Source organism: Dendronalium sp. ChiSLP03b, assembly GCF_034531165.2.
Classification (GTDB): Bacteria; Cyanobacteriota; Cyanobacteriia; order Cyanobacteriales; family Nostocaceae; genus Dendronalium; species Dendronalium minutum.
The window spans coordinates 1-21,801 of record NZ_JAVRBR020000103.1; the positions used below are offsets into that span (position 1 = coordinate 1).

General features: G+C 39.6%; 20 protein-coding genes. 10 read left to right on the forward strand and 10 right to left on the reverse strand.

The annotated features are described in order from the left end of the window. Positions 1-253 precede the first annotated feature (253 nt). The gene (locus RMY31_RS23945; protein ID WP_322663550.1) at positions 254-631 is read left to right on the forward strand and encodes a hypothetical protein; all 378 of its coding nucleotides are present in this window, start codon (positions 254-256) and stop codon (positions 629-631) included. A 248-nt stretch (positions 632-879) separates the two neighbouring features. Here RMY31_RS23945 and RMY31_RS23950 read toward each other — a convergent pair whose 3' ends face one another. The 5 genes from RMY31_RS23950 to RMY31_RS23970 form a co-directional block, all read right to left on the reverse strand. Then, on the reverse strand, positions 880-1,326 hold the full coding sequence (locus tag RMY31_RS23950) for a thioesterase family protein (protein WP_322663552.1): 447 nt from the start codon (positions 1,324-1,326) through the stop codon (positions 880-882). 78 nt (positions 1,327-1,404) lie between these two features. After that, on the reverse strand, positions 1,405-2,493 hold the full coding sequence (locus RMY31_RS23955) for a T3SS effector HopA1 family protein (RefSeq protein ID WP_322663554.1): 1,089 nt from the start codon (positions 2,491-2,493) through the stop codon (positions 1,405-1,407). 155 nt (positions 2,494-2,648) lie between these two features. Further along, the gene (locus RMY31_RS23960) at positions 2,649-3,884 is read right to left on the reverse strand and encodes an aminoglycoside phosphotransferase family protein (protein ID WP_322663556.1); all 1,236 of its coding nucleotides are present in this window, start codon (positions 3,882-3,884) and stop codon (positions 2,649-2,651) included. 334 nt (positions 3,885-4,218) lie between these two features. Then, positions 4,219-4,383 (reverse strand): hypothetical protein, encoded by a 165-nt coding sequence (locus tag RMY31_RS23965; protein WP_322663558.1) that lies wholly within the window; start codon positions 4,381-4,383, stop codon positions 4,219-4,221. Between the two features lie 569 nt (positions 4,384-4,952). Further along, positions 4,953-5,273, reverse strand: a complete 321-nt coding sequence (locus RMY31_RS23970; protein WP_322663559.1) for a TMEM14 family protein — start codon at positions 5,271-5,273, stop codon at positions 4,953-4,955. Between the two features lie 87 nt (positions 5,274-5,360). On the opposite strand from RMY31_RS23970, the gene RMY31_RS23975 reads away from it, so the two are divergent. The 4 genes from RMY31_RS23975 to RMY31_RS23990 all read left to right on the forward strand — a co-directional run bounded on the left by RMY31_RS23975 (position 5,361) and on the right by RMY31_RS23990 (position 12,003). Further along, positions 5,361-6,710: an ATP-binding protein gene (locus tag RMY31_RS23975; RefSeq protein ID WP_322663561.1), complete on the forward strand. Its 1,350-nt coding sequence runs from the start codon at positions 5,361-5,363 to the stop codon at positions 6,708-6,710. Between the two features lie 163 nt (positions 6,711-6,873). Further along, positions 6,874-8,160 (forward strand): tellurite resistance TerB C-terminal domain-containing protein, encoded by a 1,287-nt coding sequence (locus RMY31_RS23980; protein WP_409878286.1) that lies wholly within the window; start codon positions 6,874-6,876, stop codon positions 8,158-8,160. Between the two features lie 91 nt (positions 8,161-8,251). After that, positions 8,252-9,580, forward strand: a complete 1,329-nt coding sequence (locus tag RMY31_RS23985) for an ATP-binding protein (protein ID WP_322663566.1) — start codon at positions 8,252-8,254, stop codon at positions 9,578-9,580. Between the two features lie 254 nt (positions 9,581-9,834). Then, positions 9,835-12,003 carry a DEAD/DEAH box helicase gene (locus RMY31_RS23990; protein WP_322663568.1) on the forward strand — a complete coding sequence of 723 codons (2,169 nt, stop codon included), beginning with the start codon at positions 9,835-9,837 and terminating at the stop codon, positions 12,001-12,003. 36 nt (positions 12,004-12,039) lie between these two features. Here RMY31_RS23990 and RMY31_RS23995 read toward each other — a convergent pair whose 3' ends face one another. The 3 genes from RMY31_RS23995 to RMY31_RS24005 all read right to left on the reverse strand — a co-directional run bounded on the left by RMY31_RS23995 (position 12,040) and on the right by RMY31_RS24005 (position 14,016). Continuing rightward, the gene (locus RMY31_RS23995) at positions 12,040-12,324 is read right to left on the reverse strand and encodes a hypothetical protein (protein ID WP_322663569.1); all 285 of its coding nucleotides are present in this window, start codon (positions 12,322-12,324) and stop codon (positions 12,040-12,042) included. 80 nt (positions 12,325-12,404) lie between these two features. Continuing rightward, positions 12,405-13,394, reverse strand: coding sequence for a substrate-binding domain-containing protein (locus RMY31_RS24000; RefSeq protein ID WP_322663574.1), 990 nt, complete (start codon positions 13,392-13,394; stop codon positions 12,405-12,407). Between the two features lie 115 nt (positions 13,395-13,509). Continuing rightward, positions 13,510-14,016 (reverse strand): pentapeptide repeat-containing protein, encoded by a 507-nt coding sequence (locus RMY31_RS24005; RefSeq protein ID WP_322663576.1) that lies wholly within the window; start codon positions 14,014-14,016, stop codon positions 13,510-13,512. A gap of 14 nt (positions 14,017-14,030) precedes the next feature. On the opposite strand from RMY31_RS24005, the gene RMY31_RS24010 reads away from it, so the two are divergent. Then, positions 14,031-14,618: a YraN family protein gene (locus RMY31_RS24010; RefSeq protein WP_322663577.1), complete on the forward strand. Its 588-nt coding sequence runs from the start codon at positions 14,031-14,033 to the stop codon at positions 14,616-14,618. A gap of 148 nt (positions 14,619-14,766) precedes the next feature. On the opposite strand, the gene RMY31_RS24015 is transcribed toward RMY31_RS24010, so the two are convergent. Then, the gene (locus RMY31_RS24015) at positions 14,767-15,156 is read right to left on the reverse strand and encodes a hypothetical protein (protein ID WP_322663579.1); all 390 of its coding nucleotides are present in this window, start codon (positions 15,154-15,156) and stop codon (positions 14,767-14,769) included. A 223-nt stretch (positions 15,157-15,379) separates the two neighbouring features. Between RMY31_RS24015 and queA the strand changes: the two genes are divergently transcribed. Next, entirely contained in the window at positions 15,380-16,627 is a 1,248-nt protein-coding gene (queA, locus tag RMY31_RS24020; protein ID WP_322663581.1) for a tRNA preQ1(34) S-adenosylmethionine ribosyltransferase-isomerase QueA, read from the forward strand. A gap of 91 nt (positions 16,628-16,718) precedes the next feature. Continuing rightward, complete coding sequence (locus RMY31_RS24025) at positions 16,719-17,828, forward strand: tetratricopeptide repeat protein (protein ID WP_322663583.1); 1,110 nt, start codon at positions 16,719-16,721, stop codon at positions 17,826-17,828. Between the two features lie 82 nt (positions 17,829-17,910). Here the strand turns inward: RMY31_RS24025 and RMY31_RS24030 are convergent, their stop codons facing one another. After that, positions 17,911-18,750, reverse strand: coding sequence for an ATP-grasp domain-containing protein (locus tag RMY31_RS24030; RefSeq protein ID WP_322663585.1), 840 nt, complete (start codon positions 18,748-18,750; stop codon positions 17,911-17,913). Between the two features lie 265 nt (positions 18,751-19,015). Here RMY31_RS24030 and RMY31_RS24035 point away from each other — a divergent pair, with 265 nt between their 5' ends. Beyond that, entirely contained in the window at positions 19,016-19,570 is a 555-nt protein-coding gene (locus tag RMY31_RS24035) for a GNAT family N-acetyltransferase (protein WP_322663587.1), read from the forward strand. A gap of 151 nt (positions 19,571-19,721) precedes the next feature. Then, positions 19,722-21,230: a dolichyl-phosphate-mannose--protein mannosyltransferase gene (locus tag RMY31_RS24040; protein ID WP_322663589.1), complete on the forward strand. Its 1,509-nt coding sequence runs from the start codon at positions 19,722-19,724 to the stop codon at positions 21,228-21,230. The last annotated feature ends 571 nt before the right edge of the window (positions 21,231-21,801 follow it).

A 21,801-nucleotide genomic window follows, 5' to 3' on the forward strand; every position in this document is an offset into this window, starting at 1 on the left:
GATATTTTGAGTCTCGGCGTTTTTTTGTACCTTTTTTGCCGATTTTCAATTCATCTTAGCGAGCCCAATACCTACCTAGTTTCTCATGGTTCATATCTAGCAAGGTTTTTGGCTTTTTTTAACCGTCGAACTCACGTTAAATTAAACTTGAATCAAGTGTGTACAAAAGATTAGATTTTTATCCGGTGGGTATCACAGCGTCGAAAACTTGTTACCCACCGATACCACTTTTATCAAGAGGTAATTCTATTCTATGTTTACGCGTTCTGAACTTGAAATCAAAACCATCCAGGAATTACGTGACTTATGCCGTAGATATGGCATCAAGCCAACTGGTAACGCAGGTTACAAAACCTCATTCATAACATCCTTGATGGCGTTTCCATACTTAGCACTTCAACAGATGAAGGAACACAGGGGTTTAAAGCCACTTGGTTTTGCAAATTTTCAGTCCTTTGCTTCTGGACTAGATGAAATAGGAATACCCACAGACGAGCAATCGGCTTTAATTCGCATCACAATGGAAGGGCGTAAGATGAGCTACCCAGAACGTTATGAGCAATCACAGTTAATGAACTTGTACAAAGCTAAGTTGCTACTTGAGCAAGTCATTGATTTGTTGAATCAGTAAAAAATGGGGCGGGCAAGATGTTATTGGTGTCAAGTTAAGTACTTTATATCTTGCACCAGGCGACTGGAAGTCGCGGCTACACAGGCAAAACCCGCCTACGCGGGTTGAAAACCTTGATTTTTCCTTAGTCCGCGCAGGCGGTGAGTCCAGCGCTGCGGTTTCCCTCCGCAGGCGACTGGCGAACCCGGAGGGACTTCGTTTGTATAGCCGCGATTTCTAATCGCTGGGGCTAGGTGCAAGATGTGAACCTACAGAATCTCTCTTGACTTTCTTCTCTCCGCGCTCTCTGCGTCTTGGCGATTCGTTTGCAACCATTGAATAATTTCCCCAGGCAATTCCTGCTTACTTCTACTACTCACATCAATACAAACATGCCTAGTAATTGCCTTAGCAACCACCACTTTTGTAACAGAAATTTCGTAATTTACTTCAAACTTATCAAGACCCAATTTTTGGGGAATCAAACTAATTACTAAACTGTCCCCACAAAACATCGGGCGAAAAAAATCTACATTAGCATGAACAATGGGAAAACCTACAGATGGATTGGTAAAAAAATCTTTGAGATTAATACCTGATGCTCTTAAGGATTCTTCATAAGCTTCATGACAAATTCCTAAAACATTAGCAAAATAAACTACTCCAGCAGCGTCGGTATCTTGAAAACGAACGATGCGATTGTAAGTGAAAGACATTTTTGAAAATTAAAAATGTAAAAAGAGCAGGCTTATAGCTTGCTCTATGAATTAATTTTACTGTAAAAACAAAATTTATCACTTCAAAGGGTAATATATATCCTCAGAACTAGGATTGAGGTAAGGGCGCTGCAAATCAATTAAATGTTGTGCAAAATGCCCATCGATTATTTTCATCCTCTCTTCAATTGCATTCTTACCTTTTTGCCAAGCTTCTAACAAAGCATTAGCTACAATTTGGCAGCGGTTCATACCAAAACTTTCCCGCGCTGCAAATTTTTGAGTTGGTTCTTCCGCCAAACCCAGCCCAGGTGCTAAAAACTTGGTGAACAAAGGAATTTCAGCTTGAAAATAGGATTGATGCTCTGTATACACAGCTTGAAGGATTTTGTGGATAGCTGGATAGTCGTGACGTTCAAAATAGAGTAACCCTGAGTCATAGCGTCCGTATGCACAGGGATTGTAAAGAACCTGAAATGTAAAGGGAATGGCAGCTGCATTTAGTTGCTGCGTCAAACTATCCATGAGCGCGATCGCACCAGATGCAGCGAAATTAAAATAGATTCTTCCTGTACCTAGATCGGTGTCTGGGGTACTCTGCTTTTCCTGTCCGATATTGCTCAATGCTAGGTAAAAGCCGTTTTGCAGCCGATTTTTAGGCATCCAAATGGCGACTGATTCACCAGCTTTGGTAGATTTTTTACTCGGTTTGAGATGGCAATCTGGCTCAATATATAACGTCAAACCACCTTTAGTCACTGCCATACTACCATCAGGTTCTTGGCGCAACACTTGCCAACTAGGGTCAAAATAACCTCTACCGTGATTGCTAGCGTGCAGTTGCTCGTAAAATTCCCAATCAATTTCCAACATAGAATTGTTTTCTAGATTTTGGTATGTTGGGCGATTGGCAGTATCAGTTTTGGCAGATAGAACACTTTGCAGAGAACCATTGTGATAGATTCCATGCAGGAAATTTCGCAGTAATAGAGTCAGATATTTATGTTGGAGAGCAGTAGAATTTTGCTGAAATCTTTCAGCAACTTTAGTCGGCAGGGAAAAAGGTTGATAACTAGGATGGTAAATACAAAAATTTGGCTCAATCTGGATATTGTTAGCAATGTCGAACAGAGAATTTAGCAGTGTATTGGTAGAAGAATCTAGCATTATTCAATTCAGAACTCAAAATTTATAATTAAAAATTAGACGCAGATTATTTATATGTGTGTTCGCCAAGCATTAACCAAGAGAATAATGACAAATTCAAAATTCAAAATGCAATATTCACGATTTTGCTTTTTGAATTGTTCAGCTTTTTCTTGTTAACAACCACGCAGGCGAGTTTTTTCGTAATAAAGACGAACTAACTGTTGCTCTTTTTCCGGCTGAGGAAGTTGATGCAGCTTAGCCACAGGACTGACGATTTCTGATTCACTGATGCCGAAAATACTCATCACAGATTGCTCAGGTATGGTGAGGAGATTTTTAGCTACCTGAAGCATATAAATGTCAGCATTGTCAAAGCATTTGTGACACTTAATCGTTTCTTGAATCTGATTAATCAGTGTCAGTCCCGCAAACTGGATAACTCGCACCAGAAAGTCACTACGGTAATCCAAAATCATCGGAAAAGCATTCAAATAAGCCCGAATAAGAGCTAGCAGTGAAGGTTGAATAACTTCTAGCGGTGTCATCGCCAGATGCAAAGATTCTTCTAACTCAATGGAGGAATCTACTACAAGGCTCTTAAGCCAAATTCCTAAATAGCTTGCTAGTAGAGTTCCTAAATCAAAAGCTGGATCTCCCCAACTACAAGCTTCCCAATCAATCAACCTCACTAGACAATTGTCTAATTTGTTCCAACGAGAATGAATTAAGATGTTGCTTAATTTCAAGTCGTTGTGAGTCAAGCAGCAGGGTTGCCATTCATAAGCCAAATCTGCGATCGCAGATTCTAAACTTTCATAACGCTGGTAAAGAACATAAAATTTCAGCGCATCCGTGGGAACCATACCAAAAATTTCGGGGCTAATTGACCCTATCCCTTGTGCCGGATTATAAAAATTATACCTAAATTCTCCTTCAGGAGCAGCGGACATAAAATCACGATATTCTCGGCGTTGGAAGGTAGCACGATGTAGCCCCGCTAAGGTAGCACCAATAGCAGTAGCAATCTCCGTGGGAAAAATATCCTGATGGCGATAAAATTTGCCAAGTTCCACATATTCACTTAAGTAGTTGCGGACAAGGATAGAATTTTCCTCGTCAAAATGCTGTATTAATGGTGCGATCGCAGAAATGTTACCTAGAACTGGAAACTGCTGAAGCAATTGGTGAAACAGCCACTCATTAAAAAATTCATGAGGAATTCCATCATGTTCAACACTACGTTTTTGTTTAACCAGCAGTTTGCTATTACCTGCTATCACCAGTAAATTCAAATTCTTCTTGCCACTTTCTGGCAACTCAGATGCATCTAATAAACCATCTTCTGAGCTGCACAGACATTCATCTTGCAGATACTGGATAACGTTGTGAGAAGACAATGGTAATAACATGTATTATGTCCTACTTCGTAAAATTGCTGAGAAAATTACCTAACGTCCAGATTGATTCAGCTTTGGCAGTTTCGGTAGACAGCAACAACTTTGCAAATAACAATAACGATCGCTCCCATTTATTAATATCTCATCTATCTAATAAAATCCTGCCAAAATGGCAATATAAGCTTTATTTTTACTTTAAATTCTACGGTACACACTATCAAATCTTTAAAATTATTTAGTTACTTACTTACATAGTTCTAAAGTTTTTAGTCAAGATTTTGTCGTAGTGACCTATCCAGATTTTTGGAGATAGAGAAAAACGAACGGTTAATTAATGACATAATTTTTACCAACTAAATTCAGTAGCCAGCAAAATCCCAAATCCAATAATATTATTAGCCGTCAAGCTAGATCCAGTAAAGTATTGCTGCCAATAGTCCATAGTTCTTTCCAGCGTTCCAGGGCACTTCTGGATGGCATCAATATAACTTGTTTGTAATTTAGGCAACATTATTCTTCTTTTTGCAATGAACAATTGAATTACAGTGCTTTACTGCTTTTTAGAATTAGAAATTTTGTGCCATCGACTAAACAACTTACCAAAAAACTGTCTTCAGGTGGATGTTTTTTGATAACAAGTATTTACTTCTCAATCAGAATTTTTTCGGATCTTGAGATAATATTGCTAAATGCAGCATAAACAACTATTCATGTCATGGCGAGCGTGGCTTCTCATACTCCGTTCAGCAAAGCTGTTCTCGTAGAGAAGGGTTAGTAGAACCTCTTAGCTCCTCAACCCTGTGTAAACGAAATGCAATATTATTTTTATTTATCATTACAAATTGAAAAAAACCGGATATTTTAGTTAGGTAATAATTAATTTATTTTTGTTCAAATATTAAGAATCTATGCTTCAACCTTCCCCAGTGCTGAGTTAGAGTTATTTCTTCCCACGCTTTCCCCACTCTCCACTCTATACCGATGTCATAAAATCACTTCTACGGTAATATATTTGTACTATATAGAATGATTTAGGACAGGAAGAGCCATAATTGTGTCAAAACCAAAAGAGGATAATTGTTACTTGCCCGTGACAAGTTGATTTACCATGACCGTTAGTGCCAGCATACCCAAAATAGTCATTAATCCCGCAGGCATAAACTTGCGCGTTTTAGCCAATCTGAATGCAAAGACAACCACTAAGACAGCAGTAATGAAAGCTGCTAAAATCAAAGCCCAACCTTGTCCTTGTAATTGAAAGTAAGCGGTAAAAATCAGTAATAAACCGCTAATACTACCACTCAAGAGCGAAACTTGACTATTAGCCTGAATGTAGCCAATGATGCCACCAACAATCGCTAAGATGCCGTAGCTAAAGACAGCGATTATACTTAAATTCATTGTTAAAACCTATGTAGATTTTGATTTTGCCCCAAAGGTCGGCAGACAATTTACCATAGCTGTTTAGCTACATCACCCAATTGATTGATGGATAATCAAGCAATGCCAGCAGCAAGTAGTTCATCCTATACCCAAATTCAATTCCTCCAGCGTCAAGCAGCTTCACTTTTACTTTACCAATCCGTCCTCCAAAGCGAAGTAGGAGTGGCATTTCTTGATTTGTTGCAAGCTATACGTTACGCTGATGCCGATGCACGGGGTTGCCTCCAAGCCTACGGCAGCTACTTCCACGCTTTGGCTGCTAGAAATCAAAATTGGGAGGAATATTTAATTACTCAAATTCTTAAAGATGAGAATCCTTTTAGTCGGCTTGCTCAACAGAGAGAATTTAAGGATTTACCGCCTGCTTTAATAGCAGCCGTTCAGCATGATTTACAGGTGTTGCAGAGTGTCTATGAATGTAGCAGCGCGTCCTTGAGTGAGTGGGTACAAAATGTAGCTCATTTGCCTGTATCACCTGTTGTATGGTATCAGGAACAAGATGGGGTAAACGCAGAGAAAACTCTGTTTTTACAACATTTAGAACATTGGGCTGATGCTATAGAAGAATTAGCAGCTTACTATCGGCAATTTGGCACGGGTTTATTTGCAGAATATCACGCCTTGCGTTGGCAAGCTGGGGAGTTTATTGGCATTCGGTATCCCGACCCAGTTAAGCTGAACGAGCTTGTAGGTTATGAGTCTCAGCGAGATGCCTTGTTAAAAAATACAGAGTTTTTATTATCAGGAGAGATGGCACTGCACGTATTACTTTATGGTAGTCGGGGGTCGGGAAAATCTTCTCTGGTAAAAGCTTTGTTGAACGAGTATGCTGATGTCTGTGATAACCTCCGTTTGTTGGAAGTAGCAAAATCTGACTTAAAAGATTTATCAAAAATCGTAGAACAATTGCGGGGCGTACCCCAGAAATTCATCATCTTTGTCGATGACCTGTCTTTTGAAGAAGATGATGATGCTTTTAAAGCACTCAAAGTGGTTTTAGAAGGCAATTTAACCGCACGACCCCAAAATGTAGTAGTGTATGCTACTTCTAACCGTCGCCATCTAATTCGAGAATTTTTCGCAGACAGACCTACTCCTAAGGATAACGAAGAAGTCCATGCATGGGATACGATGCAGGAGAAACTTTCGTTTAGCGATCGCTTTGGTCTAACTTTAACCTTTGAGGCAGCCGATCAAAAAACTTACTTAAAAATAGTTAAGCATTTAGCGGCACAAGCCAAAATCAATCTTAGCCAAGAAGATTTAGAATATCAAGCATTACAGTGGGCAACTCGCCACAACGGTCGTTCTGGACGCACAGCACGCCAGTTTGTTGATTTTTTTAAAGCAGATTTAGCGTTATTTGGTGTAAATAATAATACATTTAAAACTTAATTAGTAAATTAAATTGATTGGCTGGCGATCGCACTTTTTTATTACTTAGAGTCAATGTTATACACAAATATTTACAACCGGAGATATCACAACAAGAATGTGAGGAGTAATGAGCTTAAGAACTAACGATCCTGACAACTTAACTACGCTAAAAACAAGCAATATGCAAACAGTAATAGTAAGTAATAGATTTATCTTAGGCATAATTGCCTTTAGTGTGAGTTTTGGTCTTAGTCTCGTCCCCAACTGGGATTTTAATCGCTCCTTTATCACAGGTGTAATTACTGTAATTGCTACCTATGCAGCAGCATTGTTTGTAGATAAGCGACGTAGAAATTATGAAATGCTGGTTTTAAGTTCACTCCGCAAGCGAATTAAAGAGATGGAGGGATTAAAATCTCGTATTGTTAAAGAAATCAACCAAATAGAAGAGCATCGCAGCTTATTATATACAGAGTCTAAGCAACTACAAAATCAGATATTAGAATGCCGTAACCAGAGAGATAGTCTTCACAGAGAGTTAGGAAATTTTGCCGGACAAAAAAAACAATTAGAAGCGGAATCTAGCAACCTCAAAGCTGAAGTGCATACTCTAGAAAATCATAAATCAGAACTAAATAATTCATTTTCTAACCTGACAACAGAAAAACGCCGTTTAGAATTGCATTGTAATACTTATCGCTCGGAAATAAGTCAATTACAAAATAAAATTTGCGAAATCCAGCAAGAAAAACAAGAATTAGAGAGTAATTTAACCCTACTAGGCAGACTCAAACCTCAACTTGAAGAAAAACTGTACGAGTTGCGAATTAAACTTCAAGACTTGGAAATTGAGCTTAATCAGCAAAATCAATTACTTGCAGCTACAAAACTTGAAAAAGATAATACAGCAGCTAGCCTCAATTCTTTACATACGCAAATAGTAGAACAACAAACTGAGTTAGAGCAGTTACAAGGCGAATTTTCATTATTACAAGAGGAACGCGACCTGTTGCAAACTCAAGTTTGGGACTTACTGCAACAAACAGAAACACTCAATCAAGAAACCTTACCTGAAACCACTCCAGCAGATGAAATTGAGTTGTTTCCTTTTTCCGAATTAGTCGAACCCATAACATCAACAGATATTACAGCCGATAGATCTGAAAGCTTACCAGAAGAATGGGCTAATTTTATGGAGAAATTACCAGGGCATGAAATCCAGGTATTAAAAGCCGTAGTAGCTCAAGATAATACCAATGCGCTCCTTAAACAGATTGCCGAGGCACATATTACAATGCCGAATTTGTTAATTGACTCTATCAATGAATGTGCAAATGATACTATTGGCGAATTAATAATTGAGCCAAGTGTAGAAGTTCCCAAAGTTTATCAAGAGCATATAACCAACGTAAGAAAAATGCTCGATATGTATGAAGATCTCATGGCTAGACACGCCTCATCCAATTAAATGTTCTGGTAAATTGTAAAATCATTAATCATTAGGCATATGACTAACTATCTGTGTGCCTCTGCATTGAAAATCCAGTGAAGTGAATTACATGGCAAAGCTCAAAATCTCGAAAAAAATTTCCACTGCTTTAATCAATTCCCTAGGCGCAGGAGTAGTGCCCAGAGTGGGAGTAGAACACATAGCAGTTGGTCGGGAACAAGAACTTAAAAGCCTATCACAAAATCTTGATGACATTGCAGAAGGTGTAGCCGCATTTCGCTTTATAATTGGTAACTATGGTTCGGGGAAAAGCTTCATACTACAAATGATTCGCAATCGCGCTATGGAGCAAGGTTTTGTAGTAGCTGATGCTGATTTATCTTCCCAACGCCGACTTGCAGGAAGCAATAATGAAGGTTTAGCAACCTATCGAGAATTAATGAGCCATCTGGCTACAAAAACTCGTCCTGATGGTGGTGCTTTAGTTTCAATATTGGAAGGATGGATTAATAAAATTCAACAAGAAGTAGCAAAAGAATCTAGCTTACGTCCAAATGATGATGGTTTTGATGACCAAGTTGAAGCAAAAATTAGAGAAGTAGTTCAATATATTGAAGATTTAGTTCACGGATTTGATTTTGGTAATGTTATTGTCGCTTATTGGCGCGGCTACCGATTGGATGATGATGAATTAAAAAATGCGGCGATGCGCTGGTTGCGGGGAGAATTTAATACTAAAGTTGAGGCCAGAACAGCCTTGGGAGTACGTGTTATTATTGATGATGAGAGTTGGTACGATTACATCAAGCTAATAGCTAAATTTGTAGCTGAAATTGGTTATAAAGGATTGTTAGTTTTAGTTGATGAAGCTGTAAATTTATACCAAATAACCCCTACAGTCACTCGTGAGAAAAACTATAACAGACTCTTAACAATGTTTAATGACACCATGCAGTGCAAAGCAGAGCATCTTGGCATTTTCATTGGTGGTACAACTAAATTTTTAGAAGACCCAAATCGAGGGCTTTTTGCAGACCAAGCTTGGCGAAGACGTACAAAAGAAAGCCGTTTTGTCACGCAAGCAGGTGTGCAAGAGTATATGGGGCCAGTAATACGTCTTAACCCGTTAAGTGAGGCAGAAATTCTAACACTTTTACAACGTTTAACTGAGATTCATGCACTCAATTTTGGGTATGAAAATATTTTAACAAATAAACAGTTGCAAGAGTTTGTAAAAGAAATTGTCAATCGTCTGGGTGCAGAGGCGTTGCTGACACCAGGGGAAATTGTTCGGGATTTTCTTAGTGTGCTGAATATTCTCCATCAAAATCCATCACTGGCATTTGGTAAATTAATTCATGATTCTAAATTTAAACCCACTCCTGTTGGTAAAGATGCAGATGTGGATGAGGATAATGCAGCAGAATTTAGTTTGTGAATTAATTAAAATACACTTTATCAAATATACTTTTTAGTAATTGGCAACCCTAACCAATTACTAAGTTCATCCGCGAGCAAGTCTAATTCTGGGTTGGTGACTGAAAACAAATGTGATTCATTAGTACAAATTTCATACTTTTGCCTACCTGCCCAGATTGTCAAGTAAGTTTTATTGAACATATCTTGGTTTAGTTCTAGACAAATAATTTCTTTATCATAACTATTTGTATTACCTATTACTCGTGACAAAACATGAGCGATGCCTTCAACAAACTCGCACCCTTCATCCAAGAATATATCTATGCTCATAACTGGACTGAATTACGACCAGTGCAAATTGCAGCTTGTCAAGTTATATTTGACACCGATGCTCACTTGTTAATCGCTGCTGCCACTGCTGCGGGGAAAACAGAAGCAGCATTTTTACCAGTTTTAACTCAGTTATATGAAAATCCTGTAAATACTATAGGTGCATTATATATTGGCCCAATCAAAGCTTTAATTAATGACCAATTTGAGCGCCTCAACAACTTGCTAAAAACAGCGGATATACCTGTTTATCATTGGCATGGTGATGTTACTCAAAGTCGCAAAAATAAGCTTCTAAAAAATCCTCAAGGAATTCTACAAATTACGCCGGAATCACTAGAAAGTTTACTAATTAACAAAAATAGCGCTCTAATACGCTTATTCGGGGATTTGCGATTTGTAATCATTGATGAAATTCATGCTTTTATGGGTTCTGAACGCGGTTGCCAGATTATCTGTCAATTGCAGCGTTTGGCAAATTTGACGCATACACAACCCCGCCGCATTGGTTTATCAGCAACTCTTGGCGACTATTCTCTGGCTGAAGATTGGTTGCGTTCTGGAACTGAAAAGCTAGTGATTACTCCAAAAAATGATGCAGGAAAACGCCAAATTAAACTAGCTGTAGAACACTTTTATCTGAAAAATGAACTTGACAAATCAGAAGTAACAGCATACGAACAATATATTTTTAATCTCAGCAAATCTCGTAAATGTCTTATCTTTGCAAACAATCGCACCCAAACCGAATCTATAATTTCATCTTTGCGACAAATTGCCACAAAACAAGCATTACCAGATATATATCACGTACATCATGGCAGTATATCTGCTAGCCTGCGGCAAGCTGCTGAAAATGCGATGCGCGAACCCAACAATCCAGCTGTTACTGCCGCTACACTAACTTTAGAATTAGGTATAGATATCGGTCATTTAGAGCGGGTAATTCAGTTAGAATCACCCCTTTCAGTAGCTAGCTTTCTACAGCGTTTAGGACGCGCTGGCAGAAGAGGCGCAGCTGCTGATATGCGCTTTATCTGCGCTGAAAATGAACCCTTATCAGACGCATCTTTACCTGAGCAAATTCCTTGGCAACTTTTGCAATGTATTGCTATTATTCAACTTTATTTAGAAGAGCGTTGGATTGAACCAATAAAGCCTATTAAATATCCTTTGAGTTTGCTATATCACCAGACAATGAGCATTTTAGCAGCGACCGGAGAACTTTTACCTGCTGCTTTAGCAAAACAAATTTTAAGCCTACCACCATTTGCAGCTATTTCACAAGAAGATTTGAAGTTACTATTGCGCTATTTAATTGATATTGACCATATTCATCAAACTGAACAAGGTAAATTAATCATTGGTTTAACTGGAGAAAAGATAATAGGTAAATTTCAATTTTATGCTGTGTTTCCAGACAATCCTGAATATGTGGTAAAACAAGCAACGACGGAAATTGGCAGTATTGTCACACCACCTCCTGTTGGCAATCAGTTCGCTTTAGCAGGAAGAACATGGGAAGTGTTAGAAGTTGACTTTAGAAAAAAGTCAGTTTCTGTGAAGCAGGTAGAGGGTAAAGCTACTATTTATTGGCGTGGTGGGAGTGGCAGTATCCATACAAGAGTTTTGCAACGAATGCGGCAGGTTTTACTAGAAGACATAGAATATAGTTACTTGCAAGATAATGCTAATCAATGTTTGCAAAAGGTTCGTCAACTCGTACAAACTGCTGGGTTAGATAAACAGAATATCTTGCAATTAGAAAAAGGTAAATGCTGCATCTTTCCCTGGATGGGTACAGTAGCTTACCGCACTTTAGAAAGATTGCTCAACTCCTTTTGCCGAGAATCTTTGGAAATTAACAGTATTGGTGGGGTGAATCCCTATTATTTGAAAATCAAATTAGGTAAAGATAAATTTAAATATTTTCGTCAAGAAATAGTTTCATTATGCGAGCAAAGGATTACACCAGAAGATTTAGTAAGTTCTTCAGAAGCACCAGAAATTCAAAAGTATGATGAATTTATTCCTCATCCACTTTTACGGAAAGCTTTTGCTAGGGATTATTTAGATATTGTAGAACTCAAGCAACAAGTGGCACTGTGGTAAGGTAAACAGGGACTAGGGATTGGGTAAAGATATATGCTAATTTTTTTTCAATATACTGAGCGGATCTCCCAACCACCACAAGACACTATCAAAATTTGGAAAAAAAACAGACTCTATTTCGACATTTGACATTATTTCATTAAGTTCAGTATCACTAATCGGTTCATCCCATAATCCATGTTCAACAAGGTTATCAGTATGAAAAATAATGCGATCGCGCAAAAAACTTAACTGCTCATCTTTTGGGGCGGCAGGCAGGCGGATAGTGAGGGGAAAATTCCCGAATAACACTACTACTTTCCCTGGTTTATGATGGGGCATATTTTTTGTAATTTTTCAGCGATTTTAAACTTATTAGCTGCTAACCTGCTTTTTTGCTTTGCAAATCTTGATAGAAAATACTAGCGTATCCTGACAAATCCGGCCTTATTAAGCAACTGTTGTCCTTGATTTGTTAATAGCAAGTTAGCATAAGCTTCACCTGCTTGTCGTTCAAATTTTGCATTTTCTTTCACAACCACCACTAATCGACGACTCAAAGGATATTCCCCACTGCGGAAAGCATCGGTATTTACTTGATTGCGCTTTCCGGGGCATTCAGTGGTTGGTACTAAGGGTAGTTTATAAGGGGGAATGAGTTTACTAGAGTCACGACCTATCGGTAATGATTTTACACCGCACTGCGGAACCAATAGCGTTGCTGAAGACCAATAAATTCCTGCGGGATCGGCAGCAACTTTACGTAAAGCCTCAGTTGTAGTTTGTGTTAACTTGAAGCGATCGCCACCATCTCTATCTTTTTTACCGTATAGTTGGATTTTTAAATCTGGCCCACCTACCTCTCGCCAGTTAGTAATTTTACCTGCAAAGATGTTTTCATATTGATCTACAGTCAGACCAGGAATATTCAAACTGGGATGGACAACTGCTACCAGTCCATCAATTGCCACTGGAATTTCTCTGATTTGAATGCCTCGTTTTTGCGCCGCCTCATACTCGTTGTTAGCAACGGGTCGAGAAGATTGAGCAAAATCCAGTTGACTTTTTAGTAACATTGAAATGCCTGTTGCAGAGCTAGGTGCTTCCTTTTCAGGATTAGCATAGCGTAACTGAAACTGGGGCCAGACGTTTTGAATTATTGGGTCTATTTCTTTGCGGACAGGTGCCCAAGTCGTACTACCACCGTAACTTATTAAACCACTGGGAACATTCTGTACTTGAGCAAAGGTTTGAGGAGTAGATGCTTGAGATTCAGGAGAATTATTGCTGGATTTTAGTGGACTGGTGGTAAAGCCAGAGGATTTGACAAACCACCAAACACCACCTCCAACTAGCCCAACCGTAATTAGGAAAGCTAAGACGAGAAGGGTGGTTTCATTCTTTTGTGACATAACTTGTGGATAATTCTGTATTTACCGCTTCTCTTCTTATATTGCCCAAGTACTTTTACGAAAAATATATTACTCCATACTTGACATAGTAGGAATTACACAGTCTAACTCTAGGCTACGGACAAAATAATGTGTCGCGCGTATCCCGTCCTGTAGCTGGATTAGTCCCTTTGGCAACCTTGCACAATTTTTTTTGTTCGTCCTCACGCAGCAGTACATCTGTAAAATCTGCTCCATCAACGATCGCACCATCAAACTTGGCATTAGCTGCAAACGCACCCTCTAACACCGCATTTGTTAAATTCGCATTTATCAAACGAGCTGAGTCTAAAGTGGCGTTTGTCAGATCGACTCCCTCCAAATTCGCAGACTCTAAATTTGCAGCAAAGAAACTTACACCGCGCAAATTAGAATGACTGAAGTTACTCTGGCGGAGATTAGCTTTCGTAAAACTTGAATCTGTGAGATCGCGTCCTGAAAAATCAGCTTCTATTAAGATTTCTTTGTTGTATTCGAGGGCTAAAGCTGTTGGAATGTAACCTATTGCTGTGATACCAACTACTACCCAAAGCAATAAACTGAGTAAGCTTGCCCAAATCTGATTACTTAATCTAAAATTCATGCTATTTTTAGCCAATGGCGAATCTTCCTCCCTCTCATTATCTCGATAGTGGTCAATTAGGAGAAGACCTAGTAGCAAAATGGTTAGAGTCTACAGGTTGGGTGATTCTGCATCGACGCTTTGCCTGCCGATGGGGAGAAATTGATATTATTGCTCAAAATCCTGGCAGCCCAGAGGAGCAACGGGGCAAGGGTGCAGAGGCAGATAATTCTTCACTCAGAACTCAGAACTCAGCACTCAGCGAGAAGTTGCAAGGAGGGTCTCCCTCCGGGCAAACTTCGGAGACTCAGCACTGTATCTTAACGTTTGTCGAAGTTAAAACCCGCAAGTTAGGTAGTTGGGATGCAGGGGGAAGAAGTGCAATCACCCTACAAAAGCAGGTAAAAATCTCAAGAACGGCTGGGATATTTTTAGCTGAGTACCCTGAGAAAGCAGATTACATCTGTCGATTTGATGTTGCTATTGTCTCCTGCCAACGGTCGCTACAGGGAACGAGGTCTAAAGTTCCTCAAGAAGCTCTAGCTAGCTCATCAATCGCTGGATATCAATTTTATCTACAAGAATATATTCCGGCAGCTTTCGACGTTTTGATTGATAGCTAATGTCTTAAAGTTGCAATATTGCCTCCAGTAGATTGTTGACTATTAACTGTCAAAGGTCAACAGTCAACGACTACTATGAGTATTTATACAAATTAAATGCTTTTAGCTGATACCAATTCTTTGGTACTAGTGTTCCAACTAAAAGTTATCACGCTAAAGTTTCTGGACAATAACCCAGACCACGGACAAACTGTTGGCGGAAAGCCTCAATTTCTTCTCTCTCTGGGCTACCGTGAGAAACGATCGCTACTTGGTAGCGGCGCATCACATCCACCGGACACTGTCCTGCTTCCAAACTCCAAAGTGCCATTTGCACCCGCATTGGCGGCTCATAGCTAATTCCTAATTCATTTAGAAAAGCCCGAAAGTCGCCGTCCTCTTGGGGTGAGACGTGACCTTTAAGTTTGATCCTAACCACCCAGCCATCAATCTGATGAATCACGGTGACGAACGAGACATGCATCTGGGGTCTGCCATGCAGGTATTGAACAACCCTCAGGGTTAGACTGGCATTTGCCAGGTAATACAAGTATTCCATGTTGGTGCTTGGGATCAAAGCCAATCCTACATATCTATATTCGTAAATAGATCCCTGTTCCCGGTAGGGTAGAAGCCCCCGTTTTTGTATGGGGAGGTTTACCCAATTTTCATCTGAATTTTTGCGTGTTACCTAATAGTGTCAATCTTATAGTCTAAGAGATGAAATTGAGTATTTCTCTAGGAAATCTTAAACTTAGTTGTTGAAGGTAGTATTAACTTTTATGGAGCAACAAATAGCACATCCAAATTTGGATCGTTCCTCTATTTCAGAGGCAAAAGATATGAACTTAGACTGTTTATCATCTGGGTATGACTACGAACTACCTTCAGAACTTATTGCCCAAAATCCGGCATTTCCTAGAGATAGCTCGCGGTTATTGGTAGTCAATTCTCGCGCTACAGATAATGAAACAGCACCGTTACACCAGATTTTTCGCGATTTACCTGAACTACTGCATCCTGGTGATTTGTTAGTAATGAATAACACACGAGTTATACCAGCACGACTGTATGGTCGTAAATCTACAGGTGCAGAAATAGAGGTATTGCTATTAGAGGAACGGCAGTATAACTGTTGGTTAGCCTTAGTCAAGCCAGGAAAGCGTTTCAAACGGGGAGCAAGGATTATCTTTGAAGCAGGGGGAGTAGGGGAAGGGGAGCAGAGGAGCAGGGGAGCAGAGGAGCAAGGAAGTAAGGGAGGAAGTTCTTCTTCATCTTCCTCATCCTCATCTCCTTCATCTCCTCATCTTCTCTCGGCTACGGTGTTGGAAACAGACGAGGCGACTGGAGGGCGTTTGTTGCAATTTGATGTGCCGGAGGGAAAGCCTTTGGTACAACTGTTGGATACATTTGGTGAAATACCTCTACCACCCTATATCACTGCATCTGTTGCTGCTGACGAACAGTATCAAACGGTTTACGCTCAACAGCCAGGAGCGATCGCAGCGCCTACAGCAGGGTTGCACTTTACTCCAGAATTACTAGAAAAATTGCGCGATCGCGGCATCAATCAAGCTTTTGTCACACTGCACGTTGGTGTAGGAACTTTTCGTCCAGTGGAAGTAGAAGACGTAACTAGCCACCACATGCACGAAGAATGGATTGAAGTCCCTGCTGCCACAGTAGAGCAAATCCGTGCTACGAAAGCAGCTAGCGGTCGAATTATTGCTGTGGGAACAACGGCAGTACGCGCTTTAGAAGGAGCGACTCAATCTGGGGATTTACAACCATTTTGCGGCAAGACAAACTTGTTTATCTATCCGGGTTATCAATGGCGGGTAGTAGATGGTCTGATTACTAATTTTCATTTGCCACGTTCTAGTTTGCTAATGCTGGTCAGTGCCCTGATCGGCAGACAACGGTTGTTAAATATATACAAGCAAGCGATCGCTTCTCGATATCGCTTTTATTCTTTCGGTGATGCCATGCTAATTTTGCCACAAGCTGTAAGAGTGCTGAGTTCTGAGTGAAGAATTTCTAATTTTTAATTTTTAATTTTTCATGTAGTAGTGGGTACTCTGACTTAGTAAGGATCTAACAACAAGTACAGAGCCGCTAATTATGTATAAACAGCATCAAATTCGCCAGTGGTTTTGCTGCTTTCCTACGGTGGTATTCCACCAAGTTGTCGATTGGCAGAAGCCGCATCTAGGACTTCTCTGTGCTGCTTCTGCGTTTTTGGTGTTGGCTGCACCAACAATTATTGATTTACCAGGAAGCAAGCTGCTAGCACAAACTCCAATTTCTCAGGATTTGGAAACAGCTATCCTTTACCAGCAGGGAGTCACGCGCTATAACCGCAACGACTTACAAAGTGCAGAATATGCTTTTCGCCAAGTGTTGCAGCGAGATCCCAACATAGGAATGGCACGGAATTATTTAGGGAATATTTTCCTGATGCAAAATCGCCTGGATATAGCGGTGCAGGAATATGGAGAAGCGGTTAGAATTAACCCCAATCTGAGTGAAGCTTATTACAATTTGGGGTTAGCATTGTACCGACAAGGGCAAAAAGAGGCAGCAGTTACTGCTTATCGCCAAGCCTTAGTGATAGATCCTACAAAAGCAGCGGCGCAATACAACATAGGTTTGGTACTGTCCGAACTAGGACAGTCACAAGAAGCGATCGCCGCATACCAGCAAGCAATTAATCTAGATACTAGCAATGCTAATGCTTACTTTAACTTAGCGATCGCTCTGCAAGAACAAGGTCAAATAGAGCCGGCGATCGCTGCTTATCGACAAGGCTTGCAGCTAGATCCGAAAAATGCCATGGCTTACAGCAATATGGGAAGCTTAATGGCAATTCATGGCCAAACCTCAGAGGCTATTTCCGTTTATCGGGAAGCTATTCGCCAAAATCCCAAGAATGCCTCAGCCTATTACAACTTGGGAGTAACTTTATACAATCAAGGCGATTACAAGAAAGCTAACGGAGTATTAAAACGTGCCCGCAACGAGTTCCGCGAGCAAGGCAACATGGAGCAAATTGCAAAAGTTGAGCAATTAATTCAGCAAATTGCCCAGAAGACAGCACCGCAGCAACCTCAACCCAGTCAAACAGCTACTACTCCCTCTGAGACTCCAAACCAACCAGAAACGCTAGTCAATCCAACTGATGTGCCAGTTTCTGTTAAACAACAGCCTAGTTTAATCAGTCCAGCTCAATAGATTTATTGCAACCCTTGATTTAGGGTATGTGGAAAAAGACAGGGTGTGGGGTTTATTAAACTTTCATAATTTTCCCTACATCCTATCCCCAGCCTTCACCATCGTTTGCAGCTTCGTAATCTTCTAAAGCTGCCTTTGCTCCAGCTTCTATTATCAAACTCAAATCACATCCATACTCTCCACTACAGCTAAACGAACCCAGTTCTAGTACATGAAGTTCGCCTTCAGATTCGCAGATGTCCACTGTGTAAAGAGATTCGGGATACCAGTTTACTGCCTTTAACACGTTACTCAAGTAGCTTTCTAAATAGCCTCCCTGAATCGTTTCATCAATCCTTTCTTCTCCGACTAAATAGAGCGAACCAGTGATAATTTGATTTTTATAAACGAAGAATCTCCACTCTTTCGCGATCGCTCGCTTACCACTGACTAGTATTAAAGTTGTCTCATCTCTTTTCAGTTCGCTTCCTAAAGACTGCATAGTATTTAAGACATTTAGATTAAAAACTCCAGCCCGAAACGATTTCATATTGCTATCAGGTCTGACAAATAGATCGCCATCAGAACCTAAATATTCAAGAATCTCTTCTCTTCTGCGAATTAGTTCACCTAAAGAAAGAATAAAATATTTGTTATTGAGCAAATATTGACCAAAATAAGTGTAGTAGGTAGTACAACGAAGATTCTTTTCATCCATATATGCTCCAGGTATCCAAGAAGTTCGTAAAATATTCCTACCTAAATTTAGAGTTCCTCTGAATAAAACACATTCATCTTCGGAAAAATATTCATTAGCATCTGTGGAATGGAATCTCAGGTAATTTGTCTCTTTCCATGAGTATCCTTGCCTCTTCAATTCTTCTAAGAATTCCTCATCGCAATCGAAAATATTTTTTTCAATTAGCCAATTTACTTTTTTCATCTTTTTATCGGTCGTTCAAAGTCTACAGAACTCGAACAATCTTTCTTGAATTAAGATTACTGTAGCGCGATCGCCAAGCTAAAAACTTTGCCAGCCAGCAATACTAAAAATACGTTCGTCCTCAGACTCGATCTTTATCAAAAGTTCGTTAATTAAATGATTCATCGCTTTTATATGTTGGTAATTGTCTCCATAGCTTTTGACTATTCAACCATAAGTATTTTAGGATCTTGCACAATGGCAACTTTGTTTAGCCAAAGGTAAAATGACACCCCTTTTTGAAACCGAACGCTTGACGATTCGCAGTTGGATACCCGAACACGATGCCGAACAAGTGTTTGAAATCTATAGTGACCCCGAAGTTACCTACTTTCTCGGCAACGCTTCTCGTACTACAAATATTGAGGCAACGCGTCAGCGCTTAATTGACAATATTGAGCGATCGCAACGACGCAACAATGGTACTGGGTCTTGGGCAATTGTGGAAAGGGCAACTACAACAATTGTGGGAACTATCCTTCTCAAACCACTTCCTGATAAAGATGGATTGCCTACAGAGGATTATGAGGTAGGCTGGCACTTGCGGCGAGCTTCTTGGGGTAAAGGGTATGCAACAGAAGCAGGACGAGGTATGCTCGACTACGGATTTAGTGTCTTGAACCTGCCAATAATTTATGCCGTGGTCAAGCCAGAAAATCATGCATCAATTCGTGTAACCCAAAGACTCGGTATGAAACCATTAGGACGGACAAAGCAGTATTACAATATCGAACTACTGCTGTTCCAACAAGATGCGCCTGGAAGAAGAACAGGGGGATAAGGGGCGGAGAGGGTGGGGACAAAGTAGACAAGGTAGATAATTTTTCCCTTCTGCCTTTTAACTCTTGTACAGACGCGATTAATCGCGTCTGTACTCATGCCTCCTGCCTTCTACCTCTTGACTAATGACCATTGACAACTGACTATGACTAATGACTAAAAAGTGGTTCCAGATTGGGCTAGCGAGTATATTTCTCTTCTCACTTGCCTTACGCTTTTGGGGATTGGGAAGATTTAATACCTTGGTATTTGATGAAATTTACTACGCTAAATTCGGCAATAACTATCTCAGCCATGTTCCATTTTTCGATGGTCATCCACCACTAGGTAAATACATGATTGCGGTGGGAATATGGGTTGGTAGTCATGTTCCCTTTTGGCAAGATACGGTAAATGGGTTAACAGGTTCGCTCTTGTCGCCTTGGAGTTACCGTTGGATTAATGCATTCTCAGGCTCATTTATTCCATTAATTATTGCTAGTATTGCCTATCAGTTAAGTTATCGTCATAGCTTTGCTTTACTTGCTGGTTTCTTCACAGCTTGTGATGGTATATTTATTGTAGAATCGCGCTATGCCCTGATTAATATTTATATAGTTTTGTTTGGGTTATTAGGACAGTGGTTATTTTTATTGGCATTGGCTAATCAAAGACAAAGACCAATTTATTTAGTACTTGCTGGTATTGGTTTTGGTGCGTCAGTTGCTACAAAATGGAACGGTTTATTTTTTCTGCTAGGTATATATCTAATTTGGATAATAGGGTGGATATGGCAATGGATAATCAAAGCAAAATCTCAGGCAAAAGATGTAATAGATGATTTATCTGCCAGTCTCACACGTAACTCAACGATTACACTGATTAGATATCAGCAAACTAATGCTCAAATATCGCTATTACAAAATTTAACACAAATAAATATTTGGCAAATTGTATTTTTTCTAGGAATTATCCCACTCGCAGTCTATAGTTTGATTTGGATTCCTCACTTACAACTAGATACAAAATACGGATTTCTAGAAGTACACCAACAAATATTGGCGTTTCATGAACGCCTTGGTGGTAATAATGCCAAAGTACATCCTTACTGTGCTGCTTGGTATAAATGGCCTTTGATGAATCGACCAATGGCGTATTATTACCAAACAACTCAAAGTGTCACCGACCCATTACCTGTATTTGGGCCTGCTTTACCTGCTGGTGTGGGAAAGGTTATTTATGATGTACATGCGATGGGAAATCCTTTTTTGTGGTGGTTTGGTGCAGCTGCCATCCTATTTTTGATAGGTATGCTGATAATACAACTGGTCATTCCTTGGGTGAAGCAAAAGCGTTTTTCTCTACCTACAAAGCTGAGTATTGATACCTGGATCGCCCTGTACTTAGTTGTAAATTATGCTGTCAACTTAGTACCTTGGATGAAAGTAACGAGGTGCGTTTTTATTTACCACTACATGACGGCTGTGGTATTCGCTTTTTTAGCGATCGCTTGGTTTGTAGATCAGTGTTTTCGTAGTTATTATCGCCCGCTCCGAGCATTAGGCATCACAATTTCTTTTCTCATTCTGCTTGCTTTTGTTTTCTGGATGCCTATTTATTTGGGTTTACCTCTCTCATCTGGAGGTTATAAAGTGCGGATGTGGTTTAACTCTTGGATTTAAACATACCCGATATGAGAAATAAGAAAGCAGGGAAGGCAAAGGGGGCAAACATAATTCCTGACTCCTATCTTCTACCTCCTAAATTTCTCTAAATATGCAGTTTTAATGCCTAATTTAGATTAATATTAATTAATATTGATGTATTCTCTTTATTTACTGGCAAAATATCGCCTTTTGAAAGAATTACACCTTCTACACTTCAGGCTTAATCCTTACTTTACATAGCTATACAAAAAACGGTTTAGTTAATCACTGATTTTTTCATATTTCTTATCTGTATACAGGTTTACTGCTTGTTAAACTGTAGAACGCAATCAGCTTAGGGAAATACTGGAAAAAAGACTGAACTGAGTAAGCGAAAGCTAGCCTTCTAACAAAATTCTTATTGGATAGAGATAGCAAATTAAAAATTAGATTAAGTATGATGAACGAGGAAGTATAACAATTGGATGGAGCCTTCATCGTTATCAGTTACGGCTAATAGATATTTATCAATTTTTTTTGCTACTGTACCCAGGCAAAATACTACAAAATAACATCTAAGTAGTGTAGTAAACCTAATAGGTTAAGA

Excerpts from the sequence above, each read along its gene's own strand:
- RMY31_RS23960 (WP_322663556.1), bottom strand. The coding sequence starts at position 3,884 with ATGTTATTACCATTGTCTTCTCACAACGTTATCCAGTATCTGCAAGAT.
- RMY31_RS24025 (WP_322663583.1), top strand. The coding sequence starts at position 16,719 with ATGTATAAACAGCATCAAATTCGCCAGTGGTTTTGCTGCTTTCCTACG.
- RMY31_RS24005 (WP_322663576.1), bottom strand. The coding sequence starts at position 14,016 with ATGAATTTTAGATTAAGTAATCAGATTTGGGCAAGCTTACTCAGTTTA.
- RMY31_RS23980 (WP_409878286.1), top strand. The coding sequence starts at position 6,874 with ATGCAAACAGTAATAGTAAGTAATAGATTTATCTTAGGCATAATTGCC.
- RMY31_RS23970 (WP_322663559.1), bottom strand. The coding sequence starts at position 5,273 with ATGAATTTAAGTATAATCGCTGTCTTTAGCTACGGCATCTTAGCGATT.
- RMY31_RS23965 (WP_322663558.1), bottom strand. The coding sequence starts at position 4,383 with ATGTTGCCTAAATTACAAACAAGTTATATTGATGCCATCCAGAAGTGC.
- RMY31_RS23990 (WP_322663568.1), top strand. The coding sequence starts at position 9,835 with ATGAGCGATGCCTTCAACAAACTCGCACCCTTCATCCAAGAATATATC.
- RMY31_RS24040 (WP_322663589.1), top strand. The coding sequence starts at position 19,722 with ATGACTAAAAAGTGGTTCCAGATTGGGCTAGCGAGTATATTTCTCTTC.
- RMY31_RS23950 (WP_322663552.1), bottom strand. The coding sequence starts at position 1,326 with ATGTCTTTCACTTACAATCGCATCGTTCGTTTTCAAGATACCGACGCT.
- RMY31_RS23955 (WP_322663554.1), bottom strand. The coding sequence starts at position 2,493 with ATGCTAGATTCTTCTACCAATACACTGCTAAATTCTCTGTTCGACATT.
- RMY31_RS24015 (WP_322663579.1), bottom strand. The coding sequence starts at position 15,156 with ATGGAATACTTGTATTACCTGGCAAATGCCAGTCTAACCCTGAGGGTT.
- RMY31_RS24000 (WP_322663574.1), bottom strand. The coding sequence starts at position 13,394 with ATGTCACAAAAGAATGAAACCACCCTTCTCGTCTTAGCTTTCCTAATT.
- RMY31_RS24035 (WP_322663587.1), top strand. The coding sequence starts at position 19,016 with ATGACACCCCTTTTTGAAACCGAACGCTTGACGATTCGCAGTTGGATA.
- queA (WP_322663581.1), top strand. The coding sequence starts at position 15,380 with ATGGAGCAACAAATAGCACATCCAAATTTGGATCGTTCCTCTATTTCA.
- RMY31_RS24030 (WP_322663585.1), bottom strand. The coding sequence starts at position 18,750 with ATGAAAAAAGTAAATTGGCTAATTGAAAAAAATATTTTCGATTGCGAT.
- RMY31_RS24010 (WP_322663577.1), top strand. The coding sequence starts at position 14,031 with ATGGCGAATCTTCCTCCCTCTCATTATCTCGATAGTGGTCAATTAGGA.
- RMY31_RS23995 (WP_322663569.1), bottom strand. The coding sequence starts at position 12,324 with ATGCCCCATCATAAACCAGGGAAAGTAGTAGTGTTATTCGGGAATTTT.
- RMY31_RS23975 (WP_322663561.1), top strand. The coding sequence starts at position 5,361 with ATGGATAATCAAGCAATGCCAGCAGCAAGTAGTTCATCCTATACCCAA.
- RMY31_RS23985 (WP_322663566.1), top strand. The coding sequence starts at position 8,252 with ATGGCAAAGCTCAAAATCTCGAAAAAAATTTCCACTGCTTTAATCAAT.
- RMY31_RS23945 (WP_322663550.1), top strand. The coding sequence starts at position 254 with ATGTTTACGCGTTCTGAACTTGAAATCAAAACCATCCAGGAATTACGT.